The sequence below is a fragment of the Frankia sp. AiPs1 genome, from assembly GCF_023716945.1.
GTDB lineage: Bacteria > Actinomycetota > Actinomycetes > Frankiales > Frankiaceae > Frankia.
This window is the reverse complement of sequence record NZ_JAMQQF010000129.1, coordinates 1-13,568: the sequence shown is the minus strand read 5'-3', so window position 1 is coordinate 13,568 and position 13,568 is coordinate 1. Positions and strand designations below refer to the sequence as shown.

The following is a 13,568-nucleotide window of genomic DNA, read 5'->3' as shown; positions in this document are numbered from 1 at the left end:
GCCCGGGAGTCGCTGCTGGCGCGCGCGCTGCCGTTGTCGGCGGCGGGCGCGGTGGTGATGGCGTCTGCGGACGAGGTGCCGGCCGCCGGCCCGCTCTCGTGGGGCGGCGATGCAGGCGTCGCAGGCGCCGCAGACTCACGTGCGCTCACTGGCAGCACGTTGGTGGTGTCGCTCAAGGTTTTCCTTCCCTGAAGGAACTGGCTCCTGATGAGCCGGGCGTAGCTTGTGAACCTTCTTCGCCTGCACAGATGCCGGGTGAAGGGGATGTACAGCACCGGATGGGCGACGTCGCGCCCGTCTACGGCGCCAGCGGCCGACTGCCGCGAGCGAACTCGCCGATCCCGCCCAGGTGTGCCGGTGTGGAGCCGAGGCAACGACGACGAGGCCGAAACACCGGAGTCCCGAACCACGGCCCATCTGGCACTGCCAGAGCGGCACTGCGGGAGCGAGCACGCGCCGCGGTGGCAGCGGGTGCAGTCACCAGACTATCCAGCGGCAGACACCTCGGCAACAACCTTGAGACGTCAGGACTTCCCGATGTGACTCACGACCGCGAGCTGCGGCCCGACCGCCCCACCCCAGCCCGAAAATATTACACTATGAATTCGTTCGACTACCTTTCGGGGTCGAGGCGGGTGACCTGCGCCCCGAACCGGTCAACGCTCAGCGGCGCGACGGAGAACTCCGCACTCGCCGCGCCCACCGCCGCCGCAGCCTGCTCTCCGCCGATCGCCAGGGCCAGCACAGATGGCCCGGAGCCGGACAGGGTCGCCGCCACTCCCAGGGCCCGCAGTCGAGCGACCAGCTCGCCGGTGGCCGGCGCGGCGGGCAGCCGGTAGGGCTGGTGGAGCAGGTCCTCGGTGGCGCTGAACAGGGTGCGGGCGCGCTGCGCCGCTCCCGCGGGCTCGGCCGCGGACATCGTCAACGCCAGCAGCGCGGCCCGGCCGAGGGTCCGGGCGGCGTCGGGCAGCCCGACGAGCGTCGGCAGCGCCCCCCGCGACGCCTCGGTGGACTGGCGCACGGCTGGCACGAAGACCACCGGCCGTAGCTCGGCGAAGGGATCGACGCGCAGGCAGCGGGCCCCGTCGACGTCCTGCCAGGCGATGGTGAAACCACCCGACAGGGCGGCCGCCACATTGTCCGGATGGCCCTCGATGTCATGCGCGAGGCGCAGCATCCACGCGGTTTCGGCGGGCCCCGAGGCGCCGGGACCGGCCATGGCCAGGTCGGAACGAACGCCAGGACGGGCTACGCCGGGGTCGCCCTGGTTCGCCGCGGCGCCGGCCTCGAACTCCGGGCCCAGATCGACCCGGGTGAGCGCCGCCGCCGCCACGATCCCCGCCACGATCGCGGCCGCGGACGAGCCGAGCCCGCGGCCATGCGGGATCCGGTTCACGCAGCGCAGGGCGAGCCCCGGCTGCGCCCTGCCGAGCAGGTCGAAGGTCGCCCGGATCGCCCTGACCACCAGGTGCGTCTCGTCCAGGGCGACCTCGTCCGGGCCGACCACGTCAACCGACAGGCCGGACGCGGCCAGCTCCACCTCGACCTCGTCATACAGCCCGAGGGCGAGTCCGAAGGCGTCGAACCCCGGGCCTAGGTTCGCGCTCGTCGCGGGAACCCGCACCCGGACCCGCCGGGTGACGCCGTCGACGGCCGTCCGACCGGCGCCGACCACCGGTGAACTCCCGTACTCGCCCCGCCCGTCGTGGCCGGCCTCGCCGGAGGTGTCGCGGACAGCCTCGCCGCGGACAGTCTCGCCGGGGACCGCTGCGGCCCCCGGGACCGCTGCGGCCCCCGGGACGGCGCCGGACAGGGCGGTCACGACGTGTGCAGCCCGAGCGCCTCGGCGGCGGCCGCGACAGTCGGCCGGATCGTCTCCGGCCGGGCCGCCCCGCTGATCGCCCAGTCGGGATCCTTCAGGCCGTTGCCGGTCACGGTGCAGACGATGCGCTGGCCGGCCTCGATGCGGCCGTCGGCGCGCGCCATCAGCAGCCCGGCGATGCTGGCCGCGCTGGACGGCTCGACGAAGACGCCTTCCCGGCGGGCGAGCAGCCGGTAGGCGGCGAGGATCTGCCGGTCGTTGACGGCGTCGATGAGGCCGCCGGAGGAGTCCCGCGCGTCGACCGCGAAGTCCCAGGAGGCCGGGTTGCCGATGCGGATCGCGGTGGCGATCGTCTGCGGCGAGGTGACGATCTCGCCGCGTACGATCGGAGCCGCTCCTGCCGCCTGGAAACCGCACATCCGCGGCCTGCCGGCGCCCAGGCGGGCGTCCTCCTCCAGGTACCCCCGCCAGTAGGCGGTGATGTTGCCGGCGTTGCCGACCGGCAGGCAGTGCACGTCCGGGGCCCGCCCGAGCGCCTCGACGATCTCGAACGACGCCGTCTTCTGGCCCTCCAGGCGGTACGGGTTCACCGAGTTGACCAGGGTGACCGGCGAGGTGTCGGCGAGTTCGCGGGCGACCCGCAGGCAGTCGTCGAAGGAGCCGTCAAGCTGAAGCAGCCGGGCGCCGTGCACGAGCGCCTGGGCGAGCTTGCCCAGCGCGATCTTCCCGCTGGGCACGAGCACCGCGCAGGTGATGCCGGCGCGGGCGGCGTAGGCGGCCGCCGAGGCCGAGGTGTTGCCCGTGGAGGCGCAGATGACCGCCTCGGAGCCGGCACCGACCGCTCGGCTGATGGCCATCGTCATCCCACGGTCCTTGAACGAACCCGTCGGGTTCGCTCCCTCGACCTTGAGATGAACTTCACACCCGGTGAGCTCGGACAGGTGCTCCGCATGCAGCAGCGGCGTACCGCCCTCGCGCAGGGTGATCACCGGCGTGTCGTCGTCGACCGGCAGCCGGTCGCGGTACTCCTCGATGATCCCCCGCCACGGCCGGTGCGACCGGTCGGACTGTTGCGACCGGTCGGACTGTGTGGACGCCGCCGGCCCGCCCGGGAACGACGCGGCCTGCGCACGAGCGCTGGGCTCGGCGGCGGCACTGGACTCCGCGGCGGCACTGGACTCCGCGGCACTGGTCTGCGCGGCACTGGTCTGCGCACGAGCTGTGGACGTCGTGGTCACGGCTCACCTCCCTCGACCCGCATCACGCCGGACACCGCCCGCACCCCGGCGAGGCCGCGTAGCTCCTCGACGGTGGCCGACAGCGCCGCGTCGGGCGCGGCGTGTGTCACGAGGACAAGGCTCGCGTCGTCGCCGCGGCCGTCCTGGCGGACGCTCCTGATGGACACATCGTGACGCGCGAAGGCACCGGCGACCGTCGCGAGTACGCCGGTCTTGTCGGTGACGTCGAGATTCACGTGATACCTCGTCACGGTACGGCCCATCGGCAGAACGGGCAGCGCGGCGTAGGACGACTCGCCGGGTCCACGACGGCCCGCGATGCGGTTGCGCGCCACAGCGACCACATCGCCGAGCACCGCCGACGCGGTCGGTGCCCCGCCCGCCCCCTGGCCGTAGAACATCAGCTGCCCGGCGGCCTCCGCCTCGACGAACACGGCGTTGAACGCCTCCCGCACCCCGGCCAGCGGGTGGGTGCGCGGGATCATCGCGGGATGCACCCGGACGCTGATCCCGTCGGTCTCGACGGAGCGCTCGGCGACCGCCAGGGCCTTGACGGTGCAACCCATCTCGCGCGCGCTGGCGATGTCGGCGGCGGTGACGTCGCCGATGCCGACCCGGTAGACGTCGTCGATGGTGACCGGCGTGTGGAAGGCGAGCTGGGCCATGATCGCCGCCTTCGCGGCGGCGTCGTAGCCGTCGATGTCGGCGGACGGGTCGGCCTCGGCGTAGCCGAGCGCGCCGGCCTCGGCCAGCGCCTCGGCGAACGACGCGCCGGTCTCGTCCATCCGGGTGAGCACGAAGTTCGTCGTGCCGTTGACGATGCCGAGCACCCGGCGGACGCGGTCGCCGGCCAGGCTCTCGCGCAGCGGGCGGATCAGCGGGATCGCCCCGCCGACCGCGGCCTCGTAGTACAGGTCGGTACCGGCGGCGGCGGCCGCGTCGTGCAGCGCGGCGCCGTCGGAGGCCAGCAGTGCCTTGTTCGCGGTGACCACCGGTTTACCGGCTCGCAGGGCGCCCAGCAGCCAGTCCCGGGCCGGCTCGATCCCCCCGACGACCTCGATGACGAGATCGACGTCGTCGCGGGCGACGAGTCCCGCGGCGTCCGCGGTGAACAGGCTCGCGTCGATGTCGAGGTCGCGGACCCGCTCCGGGCGGCGCACCCCGATCCCGACGAGTTCGAGCGGCTCGCCGACCCGGGCGGCGAGGTCGTCGGCGTTGGCCCGCAGCAGCCGGACGATCTCGCTGCCGACGACGCCGCAGCCGAGCAGCGCGATCCTCACGGTGCCACCGCCGCGCCGGCCTGCCCCGCCGGATCCCCGGGATCCGCCGGATCCGCCAGGTCGATGTCGAGACGCAGCAGGTCCTCCTCGGTCTCCCGCCGGACGATCAGCCGGGCGGCGCCGTCGCGCACCGCGACAACCGGCGGGCGGGCGACATGGTTGTAGTTGCTGGCCATGGAGCGGTGGTAGGCCCCGCTGGCCGGCACCGCGACGAGATCACCGGGGTGGGTGTCGTCGGGCAGCGGCACGTCGTGGGCGACGACGTCGCCGGATTCGCAGTGCCGGCCGACGAGCGTGACCACGTGGGCCGCGGCCGAGCCCGGACGGGAGGCCAGCCGGGCGGTGTACCGGGCGTCGTAGAGGGCGGTGCGGATGTTGTCGCTCATCCCGCCGTCGACGCTGACGAAGGTGCGCAGCCCGGGCAGTTCCTTGACCGTGCCGACCTCGTACAGGGTCACCGTCGTCGGGCCGACGACGGCCCGGCCCGGCTCCACGCCCAGGCGCGGGACGGCAAGCCCCGCGGCCGCGCACTCCTTGCCCACGACGGCGGTCAGCCGCTCGGCGACGTCGGCCACCTCCAGCGGGGCGTCCTCGCTGGTGTAGGCGATGCCGAGCCCACCGCCGAGGTCGAGCTCGGGCAGTTCGAGGTCGTGGGTGTCGCGGATGCGCGCCAGCAGGCCGACCATGCGGTGCGCGGCCAGGCCGAACCCGGCCGTGTCGAAGATCTGCGAGCCGATGTGCGCGTGCAGCCCGACGAGGTGCAGCGAGCCGGCGGCGAGCACCCGCTCCACCGCCTCGGCCGCCGCACCGCCGGCCAGCGAGAAGCCGAACTTCTGGTCCTCCTGGCCGGTGGAGACGTAGTGGTGGGTGTGCGCCTCGACCCCCGGCGTGACCCGCACGAGGACCCGCTGGCGCACCCCGGCCTCGGTGGCGACGGCGGCCAGGCGATCGATCTCGACGAACGAGTCGACGACGATCCGCCCGACGCCGTAGGCCACCGCCGCCCGCAGCTCGGCGACCGACTTGTTGTTGCCGTGGAACAGCAGCCGCCCGGCCGGGAAGCCGACCGAGCGGGCCACGGCGAGCTCCCCGCCGGTGCAGACGTCGAGGCTGAGTCCCTCTTCGGCCACCCAGCGGGCGACCGCGCGACACAGGAACGCCTTGCCGGCGTAGTAGACGTCGCAGTCGGAGAACGCGCGCCGCCAGGCGGCGCATCGGGCCCGGAAGTCGGCCTCGTCCAGAACGAACGCCGGGGTGCCGAACTCGGCGGCCAGCTCATCCACCCGGACGCCGCCGATCCGCAGCACCCCGTCGGGGTCGAGCCGGGCCGTCGCCGGCCAGAGGTTCTCCTCCAGGGCCGCCACCGTCTGGCCTTCGGTCTCGTTCATGTCGCCTCTGTCTGTCTCATCCCGCGGCCCGTCTCATCGCCGTGGCCTGTCCCATCCCGCGGCTCGTCTCATCGCCGCGGCTCGTCTCATCGCCGTGGCTCGTCTCATCGCCGTGGCCCGTCTCACTCGCCTCGGCCCGTGTCCGCCATCCGGTCACATCCGCTCGGGTGCGCTGACCCCGAGCAACCCGAGGCCGTTGCCCAGCACCACCCGGGTCGCGGCGACCAGCAGCAGCCGGGCACCGGTGAGTGGACCCGCCGCCTCATCCCCCTGCGGCAGTACCCGGCAGGCGTCGTAGAACCGGTGGTAGACGCCGGCAAGTTCCTCCAGGTAGCGGGCGACCCGATGGGGGCCACGCAGGCTGGCCGCCGCCTCGATCACCCGCGGGAACTCGCCGAGCCCCCGCAGCAGGTCGACCTCGCGCGGATGGGTCAGCAGCGCGACGTCCGCCGTCTCCGGCGCGGTCGGCAGGCCCAGCGCCTCGGCGTTGCGTAGCAGCGAACTGATCCGGGCGTGGGCGTACTGGACGTAGAACACCGGGTTGTCGCTGGTCTGGCGGGTCACCAGGTCGAGGTCGAGGTCGACCGACGAGTCGAGCGAGGACCGGACCAGCGAGTAGCGGGCCGCGTCCACCCCGACGGCGTCGACGAGATCGTGCAGGGTCAGGAAGGTCCCGGCCCGCTTGGACATCTTCACCGGGGCGCCGCCGCGCGACAGCGTCACCAACTGCCCGATGATGACGTCCAGGTTGCTCGCCGGGTCGTCGCCGAAGCAGGCGGAGATCGCCTTCAGCCGGGCGACGTAGCCGTGATGATCCGCTCCGAGCAGGTAGATGAGCTGGTCGAAGCCGCGGCCCCGCTTGTCTCGGTAGTAGGCGGCGTCGGCGCAGAAATACGTCGGCTGGCCGTCGCCCTTCACCAGCGGGCGGTCCTTGTCGTCGCCGAAGTCGGTGGTGCGCAGCCACACCGCGCCGTCGGCGTCATAGACGTGGCCCTGTGCGCGCAGGTCGTCGACGGCCTTCGTCAGTGCGCCGGCGGTGTGCAGCGCCCGCTCGGAGGCCCAGCGGTCGAAGTGGACGCCGAAGCCCTCCAGCGTGGACCGGATCTCGGTGAGCATCAGGGCCAGGCCCTCTTCGGTGGTCACCGCGAGCGCCTCGGCGCCGGGCAGGTCGAGCAGGTCCGGCCGGGCCGCCAGCACCGCCGCGGCGATCTCCGCGACGTACGCCCCGTGGTAGCCCTCCGCCGGGATCTCCCGGCCGGCGGCCGCGGCCAGCACCGAAGCGCCGAACCGCTCGATCTGCACCCCGGCGTCGTTGACGTAGTACTCGCCGCTCACGGAAAAGCCGGCCGCGGTCAGGATGCGGGCCAGCGCATCGCCGACGGCCGCCCAGCGGGCCGAGGCCAGCGTCACCGGACCGGTCGGGTTCGCGCTGACGAACTCCAGGTTGATCCGCACGCCCCGCGGCTTTGCCGCCTGGCCGTAGCTCTCCCCGGCCCGCACCACCGTGCGGGCGATCTCGCCGAGGGCGTCCCCGGCGAGAGTGAAGTTGAGAAATCCCGGCCCGGCGATGTCGACGCTCGCGATCCCGCTCTGGGCGGCCAGCCGGCCAGCCAGCACCTCGGCAACCTCGCGCGGCCTGCGGCGGGCCGCCTTCGCGAGCTGCAGCGCCACCGGGGAGGCGTAGTCGCCGTGCCCGGCGGTCTTCGGTCGCTCCACCGTGACGGTGGTCGGCACAGTCACGTCCAGGTCGCCGTCGGCGACCGCGCGGCCGATGGCCGCCACGATGGCGTCGGCGAGATCGGCGGGAGTCATGTCGCGATGCTATCGGCGCGACGCCATCCGACGTCCGCCCGCCGATCCGGCGGTCCGTTCGGCCGTCAGCCGCCGCCGCGCGGCGGACCGGCGGACCGGCGGACCGGGCGACGCGACCCGGCGGCTATGCCGGCTGGCCGGCGGCGAGCTTCTGGACGACGGTGATCAACTCGTCGGGGTCGAACGGCTTCGTCAGGTAGTAGTCGACTCCGATGCGCGCCCCACGCTTGACGTCGGCCTCCTGCGCCCGCGCGGTGAGCATGATCAGCTTGATGCCGGCGGTCGAGGGGTCCTCGCGCAGGTGGGTGGCCACGTCCCAGCCGTTCATCCGCGGCATCATGATGTCGAGCGTGATCACCTGCGGGTCGACGGCCCGCACCACCTCCAGCGCGTCGACACCGTCGACGGCGGTATGGACCTCGAAGCCTTCCAGCTCAAGGTTGACGACCACGAGCTGACGAATCACCGCGTCGTCGTCGACGACGAGGACCCGGGGGGCGGCGGGGTACACACCGGAAGCTTACGGCCGACCCGGGTGCGCGATCCGGTGTTCCCGCCTGGTAACGTAAGCCGCGTTGCCCCAGAGCCCCCGTAGCTCAGGGGATAGAGCACCGCCCTCCGGAGGCGGGTGCGCAGGTTCGAATCCTGCCGGGGGCACGCGCAACCTTCCATGCTTGTCGCCCTCCGGGCGCCTTCGGTCTTGCCCGCGATGTTTGCCGGGGGGCCGAGCCCCCCGAACCCCCCACGGCGACAGGGCTTCGTCTGCGACTGGTGTTTCGGCCGGCTGTGTGCCGCGGGCCGGGGTGGCGGCTCGTTCGGTTGTTCGGCCGCCCGTCCTCCCAGATCGGTGCAGTCCGGACGTCGGTGCAGTCCGGACGTCGGTGCAGTCCGGACGTCGGTGCAGTCCGGACGGTCGGGGCGGGATGTCGGCCGCGATACCGGGGCACCGACACCATCCGACCGCGGCCACCCGCGCCTGCTCGCGCCGAAGTACACGGAAGTTTTATGGCGCCGACCTGGCCGTCGCCACGGCCGCCCGCACTGATTCCCGCGCCCTTCCGGGGATCCGCGCGGAACTGGTAGTTCGACACCCGGTCGGAATCGGAGCCGAAAACCTTCTGTTCGTCGGCACCGAGTCCTCGCCGGTGTTTGGCCACGAAGAGATCCGTCGCTTTTCACGGTCCGCACTCACCGCCGCGTCCGAGCTGACTCCCGCGGTCCGAGAGCCAGGCCTGACACTGCACGGTGTCGGCTTCGGCTCGACGAGGTCGAAGCCGTCGAGTTCGAGGTCGCCGGAGTCATCGAGGCAATCGGGACACGATACGCAACTATGGAATCGCGCCTTCGACCCGCTCGATCGGGCTACTTTGCGAGCGGATGGACGAGCTCTCGTTCACCGGTGACATCCTGGCGTACGTGAAGGAGAAAACACGCACGGCCGGACTCGTGGTCGCGGATTTCAGCATCGCAAACCGAACGTCGGTTGAGAAGTCGGCCACGCCTGGGGACGGGACAGACGTTCGTCACGACTTGCCGAGGCCGGGCCTGCGGGCGGGTGTCGGGATCGTGTCAGTGCCGGGTGTGCGGCGTGAGGTCGATGCGAGACTGCGGCGACGTGCTGACCGGTCCGCGGCCCGCGGACGGGCGGGCGCCGGTTCGCCTGGGTGAACGCGATGGCGAAGGAGCGGGCCGGGATGCGGGTGAACTGGGAGCTGCGGGCCTGTGCCCGTAAGGGCCACGTCACCTTCCGGCCGGACGAGCCGGAGTTGGCGCAGCGGCTGACCGCCCCGACCGCCGTCGGGGTGAGCTGGCGATGCCTGCGCTGCGGGGACTTCGTCGTCGGCGAGCCGGCGCTGGGCGGACCGGCTCAGGACGCGCCGGTGCTGCTGCGGGGGCGGGCCCTGCGGGACGCCGCGGTGCTGCGGCTGCTGGCGGTGGAGCGGCTGGTCCGGGCATTGCTGATGGTGCTGATCGGCTACGCGATCCTACGGTTTCGGCGGTCCGAGGACGCCGTGCAGCGGCTGTTCGACCGGGCGGTGCCCGCGGCGCGGCCGCTCGCCGACGTCCTGCACCTCGACCTGAACCACTCCCCGACGGTCGAGCACCTGCACCACCTGCTCTACACCCGGCCGCGGACGCTGCTGCTGGTGGCGGTGCTGCTCTTCGGCTACGCGGCGGTGCAGATCGTCGAAGGCGTCGGGCTGTGGCTGCTCAAGCGCTGGGGCGAGTACTTCGCGGTCGTGGCGACCTCGGCCTTCCTGCCGCTGGAGATCTACGAGCTCACCGAGCGCGTCACGGTGCTGCGGATCGGCGCCCTCGTCATCAACCTGGGGGCGGTGGTCTATCTGGTCGCCAGCAAGCGGCTGTTCGGGGTCCGCGGCGGGGTGACGGCCTTCGAGGCAGAACGACACGCCGAATCGCTGCTCGAGGTCGAGCAGGCCACCCGCGCCGAGGTCCCCACGGCCACCGACCACGACAGCACCGACCACGACAGCACCCACCACGACAGCACCCACCACGCCGGCCGGGAGATCCAGCGGGGGTAGCCCTGCTGACCCAACTTGAATGCGACCCCGCGACGGGAGTCGTGCACACCCTGGCGCTCGCCGAGGCGCTCGCCGACCTCGACGCCTGCCAAGGACGTTCAGCCGTGTTCGCCCGGTCCGGGGTTCGGACTGAAGCTGTCGTGCCAGACGGCCTTCGCCCCACTGTCACCAATCCGGTAGATCTGCACCACCGAGCCGACGGCGACCGCCACGCTCAGGACCGCGAGCGCGATCATCACCGCCGGCCCGCCGGGGCGTGGGGCGGCGTGTGTCCCGCCGTCGGCGGACCCGCCGGCCTCAGCCCGCCGGCCCCACAACCAGACCGCCGCCGCCAGGACGAACAATCCGATCGCCCAGGGCAGCAGGCCGTCGCCGAGCTCGGCGTGCCGGCGGACCAGCGCGTCCGATGGAACCCGCGCCTCGAGCCATTCCCCGGCATGGGTCGTCAGCGGCACGCTCACCAACGCGACCAGGGCGACCGACGGCGTGAGCACGCCGAGCCGGCGTCGGGCGGCGGGCCAGACGGCCGACAGCACGACCAGCAGCGCGGCGAGCGGCACGAGCACGACGACCAGGTGTACGAGCAGCGCATGCGCTGGCAGGCCGTTGATCTTCGTTGGTCCCACCGGGACTCCCCTCCGAGTCGGCGCCGCGCGGGGGCGGCGAATTGTCATCTATCTGTGTAGTACTACATGGATAGTAGTACTACCGGTGTCATAGGACGCGGCTAGACTTCGGGTCATGCGTGGCAAGGGGCCTGGGCGACGAGTGGCCGGCGAGCTGGAGTCCGCCGTTCTCGCCGTGCTGTGGGAGGCCGACGAGCCGCTCACCCCGAGCCAGACCCAGGAGGCCCTGATCCGGGACGGCCACGAGCTCGCCTACACGAGCGTCGCGACGACGCTTGCCCGGCTGCACGGCAAGGGCATGGTGGAACGGACAGCCGCCGGCCGTGGTCACGCCTACACCCCGACGGCGGCCGCGGCCCGGCAGCTCGCTGACCGCATGCGCGGGCTGCTCGGGGACGGCCGCGGCCGGACCGAGGTCCTCAGCCACTTCGTCGCCGGGCTCACGGCCAACGACGAGGCCACCCTCCTCGCGTTGCTCGCCGCCGCCGAGGACGACAAGCCTTCGATGGGCGGCGCCTCGGCAGCGGTCGAAGACGAACTGCCGGGCTCACGGTCATGAGCCTGAGCCCCGCCTGCTCCGAGCTCTCGCGGGCCAGCCGGCCGTCCGCGCGACAGGACGGGCCGCTGGGCACCCGGTGGTACCGGTGAGGTACATGGTCTGGGTTCCCCTGGTCGTCAACATCGTGGTCGCGATGTGCGCACCGGCGCTCGCCCGCCGGCTGCCCTACCGGGTGAAGCCGGCCGCGCTGACCGCCGGCGCGGTGATCGCGGCGGCCGGCTGGGCATGGTCCCTGACATTGCTGGCGGCCAGCTTCGCCGAGCGAGTGCCGGCGCTCGCGCATCGGCTCGGCGCGACCGTCGGCGCACCGCCAGCCGAGCTCCCGCCGCTCTCCGCGGGTGCGGTGGCCGTTCTGGCCGTCGGGGGCACTGCCGGCATGCTGCTGGCCGCGGCCACTCGCATCGGCCGGGACCTGATCAGGGCGGAGCGACTGGTCCGCCGGCTACCACCCGGGCGGGTCCACATCGTCCCGCTGGGCCAGCCCGACGCCTGCGCGATCGGTGGCGTCACCGGAGGGCGGGTCGTCATCACCGCGGGCATGATCAACTGCCTGGACAGCGCCGAGCGGGACGCCGTCCTGGCCCACGAGCACGCCCATCTCGCCGGGGGACATCACTGGCTCCGGATGATCGTCGCCTGCTGCGCGGCGGTGGATCCGCTGCTCAGACGCCTGCCCGGTCTCGTCGAGAATGCCTGCGAGCGGTGGGCCGACGAGCACGCGGCCCGCGCGACGGGCCAGCGTCGCGTCCTCGCCCGGGCGCTCGGCAAGGTCTCGCTGGCGACGCTGCGTGAGGCCCAGCGCCACGGACCGGGCGCCGCGGGACGGACCCGGTCGACGCCCACCACCTGCGGCTTCGACCACAGCGGCGTCGCAGAACGGATGACGGCGCTCCTCGACGGATCATCCGGCACCGCCCGGGTGCCCGGGACGGTCCTGCTGGCGACCAGCGCGCTCGCGGCGATCATGATCGGTTCGGCGGTGCATGCCGGCACGGACTACCTCGCGATGCTCCGCTAGCCGCTGTAAGCCGGTCGCCGGGCGTCAGCGCGGGCCGGCTGCAGTGGTCGACCCTTCCGGCCAGACCGTCACCGGGCCGGCGGGAACCGGGCGGTCCGACGATCTCGGCACGGCCCGAGTCCCCTGAGCGGTGGATGCCCCCGGCCCGGCCGCCACGGCGCGGGCCGGTGCGGGCGACGCGGGTCGGGCGGCCACCCCTGGTTCCGGGCGCGGCCGACCGCCGCCGGGGACCGTCTCCCGCAGCGTCCGGTGGATCTCGCCGAACTCGCGGGCCGCCGGCACGCCGCGGTACCCGCCGAGCCGGCGGGCCAGCATCCGCAGCCGCTCGGCGGTGCGCGCGGAGTTCACCCGGGCGTCGAGCCGGGCGGCGCGGATCGCCCGCTCGCAGGCCCGCTCGACGTCGCCCTGCTGCAGGTGGACCTCGGCGAACCACGTCTCGTACAGCGAAAGCTCGCGTGCGCGCAGCGGGTCGTAGCCGGTCAGGCCGCGCCGCAGCCGATCCTCGGCCCGGTCGGGGCGGCGCAACTCGGTCCAGCATCGGCCGGCCATCACATCGATCTCGCGGGCGTCCAGCCAGTAGACCCATTCGGGGTCCGCGGCCGGATCGGTGCGGTCGTAGAGCCGCTCCACGACGGCGAGCGTCCGCTCGCAGGCCCGCCGTTCCCCGGCCCGGGCATGCGCCCAGGCAAGCCTGTCGGCGAGCAGGGCCCGGGTGGTCGCCGACGCCGAGCGTCCGACCCCGGCACAGGCGGTCTGCGCGAGCAGGACCCCCCGCCGGGCATCGGCGTGGTTGACCGTGTGGTAGGCCTGAGTGGAGATCAGGTTCGCGGCCAGCGCGGTGTCCCCGCCGGCGTGGGCGGCCCGGATCCCGCCGGTGAGCAGGCGCGCCGCCGCCCCGTGCCGCCCGGCGTCGGCGGCGATCCACCCGGCGAGCTGGCAGAGCTGGGCCACCGAGGACAGCAGCCGGCGACCGACCGCAGCGTCGTAGACCGCCTCGCGCAGCATCGTCACGGTGCCGAGCAGCTCCCGTTCGACCAGACCGACGAGGTCGCGCCCGCCGACGTAGTCGTCCAACCGGCGGAACTGCCCGACCCGCCCTTCCACCTTCTCCGCCAGGGCCGCGCCGACATGCCGCCCGGCGGCGAGCTCCGCGACCTGAGGCGGTTCCAGCAGCAGCCACTCGTGGGCCAGGCGGACGGAGTCCCACTCGTCGGCCTGCTCCGGCCGGGTCGCCGCCGCAGCGGGGGCGGACACCGCCCGCGCCGGCCCGGCGCTGCGG

At 73.3% G+C, this 13,568-nt stretch carries 12 protein-coding genes and 1 tRNA gene; 5 read left to right on the top strand and 8 right to left on the bottom strand.

The features are described from left to right. Nucleotides 1-192: hypothetical protein (locus ND748_RS14005; protein WP_251746244.1), on the top strand; the 192-nt coding region annotated here is incomplete at its 5' end. 421 nt (nt 193-613) lie between these two features. Here the strand turns inward: ND748_RS14005 and ND748_RS14000 are convergent. From ND748_RS14000 to ND748_RS13975, 6 genes are all read right to left on the bottom strand, one after another. Continuing rightward, complete coding sequence (locus ND748_RS14000; RefSeq protein WP_374215917.1) at nt 614-1,822, bottom strand: homoserine kinase; 1,209 nt, start codon at nt 1,820-1,822, stop codon at nt 614-616. Continuing rightward, on the bottom strand, nt 1,819-3,060 hold the full coding sequence (gene thrC, locus ND748_RS13995) for a threonine synthase (RefSeq protein WP_251746243.1): 1,242 nt from the start codon (nt 3,058-3,060) through the stop codon (nt 1,819-1,821). The genes ND748_RS14000 and thrC overlap by 4 nt, the downstream gene beginning before the upstream one ends. Next, on the bottom strand, nt 3,057-4,340 hold the full coding sequence (locus ND748_RS13990; protein ID WP_251746242.1) for a homoserine dehydrogenase: 1,284 nt from the start codon (nt 4,338-4,340) through the stop codon (nt 3,057-3,059). Before ND748_RS13990 ends, thrC begins: the two co-directional genes overlap by 4 nt. Then, nucleotides 4,337-5,728 carry a diaminopimelate decarboxylase gene (gene lysA / locus ND748_RS13985; RefSeq protein ID WP_251746241.1) on the bottom strand — a complete coding sequence of 464 codons (1,392 nt, stop codon included), beginning with the start codon at nt 5,726-5,728 and terminating at the stop codon, nt 4,337-4,339. The genes ND748_RS13990 and lysA overlap by 4 nt, the downstream gene beginning before the upstream one ends. A gap of 153 nt (nt 5,729-5,881) precedes the next feature. Further along, on the bottom strand, nt 5,882-7,540 hold the full coding sequence (argS, locus tag ND748_RS13980; protein ID WP_251746240.1) for an arginine--tRNA ligase: 1,659 nt from the start codon (nt 7,538-7,540) through the stop codon (nt 5,882-5,884). Between the two features lie 124 nt (nt 7,541-7,664). Next, nucleotides 7,665-8,051, bottom strand: a complete 387-nt coding sequence (locus ND748_RS13975) for a response regulator (RefSeq protein ID WP_251746239.1) — start codon at nt 8,049-8,051, stop codon at nt 7,665-7,667. A 74-nt stretch (nt 8,052-8,125) separates the two neighbouring features. On the opposite strand from ND748_RS13975, the gene ND748_RS13970 reads away from it, so the two are divergent. Next, a tRNA-Arg gene (locus ND748_RS13970) sits at nt 8,126-8,197 on the top strand. Nucleotides 8,198-9,213: 1,016 nt separating this feature from the next. Beyond that, the gene (locus tag ND748_RS13965; protein ID WP_251746238.1) at nt 9,214-10,086 is read left to right on the top strand and encodes a DUF2127 domain-containing protein; all 873 of its coding nucleotides are present in this window, start codon (nt 9,214-9,216) and stop codon (nt 10,084-10,086) included. A gap of 98 nt (nt 10,087-10,184) precedes the next feature. Here the strand turns inward: ND748_RS13965 and ND748_RS13960 are convergent, their stop codons facing one another. Further along, nucleotides 10,185-10,712 carry a DUF2231 domain-containing protein gene (locus tag ND748_RS13960; RefSeq protein ID WP_251746237.1) on the bottom strand — a complete coding sequence of 176 codons (528 nt, stop codon included), beginning with the start codon at nt 10,710-10,712 and terminating at the stop codon, nt 10,185-10,187. Between the two features lie 142 nt (nt 10,713-10,854). On the opposite strand from ND748_RS13960, the gene ND748_RS13955 reads away from it, so the two are divergent. Together ND748_RS13955 and ND748_RS13950 are read left to right on the top strand one after the other, a co-directional pair. Further along, entirely contained in the window at nt 10,855-11,271 is a 417-nt protein-coding gene (locus ND748_RS13955) for a BlaI/MecI/CopY family transcriptional regulator (protein WP_251746236.1), read from the top strand. Between the two features lie 94 nt (nt 11,272-11,365). After that, on the top strand, nt 11,366-12,289 hold the full coding sequence (locus ND748_RS13950) for a M56 family metallopeptidase (protein ID WP_251746235.1): 924 nt from the start codon (nt 11,366-11,368) through the stop codon (nt 12,287-12,289). Nucleotides 12,290-12,313: 24 nt separating this feature from the next. Here the strand turns inward: ND748_RS13950 and ND748_RS13945 are convergent. Next, a partial coding sequence (locus ND748_RS13945) for a hypothetical protein (protein ID WP_251746234.1) occupies nt 12,314-13,568 on the bottom strand: 1,255 nt, incomplete at its 5' end.

What these genes read in the sequence shown, in the direction of transcription:
- lysA (WP_251746241.1), bottom strand. Translation starts at nt 5,728, where the DNA reads ATGAACGAGACCGAAGGCCAGACGGTGGCGGCCCTGGAGGAGAACCTC.
- argS (WP_251746240.1), bottom strand. Translation starts at nt 7,540, where the DNA reads ATGACTCCCGCCGATCTCGCCGACGCCATCGTGGCGGCCATCGGCCGC.
- ND748_RS13965 (WP_251746238.1), top strand. Translation starts at nt 9,214, where the DNA reads ATGGCGAAGGAGCGGGCCGGGATGCGGGTGAACTGGGAGCTGCGGGCC.
- ND748_RS13950 (WP_251746235.1), top strand. Translation starts at nt 11,366, where the DNA reads ATGGTCTGGGTTCCCCTGGTCGTCAACATCGTGGTCGCGATGTGCGCA.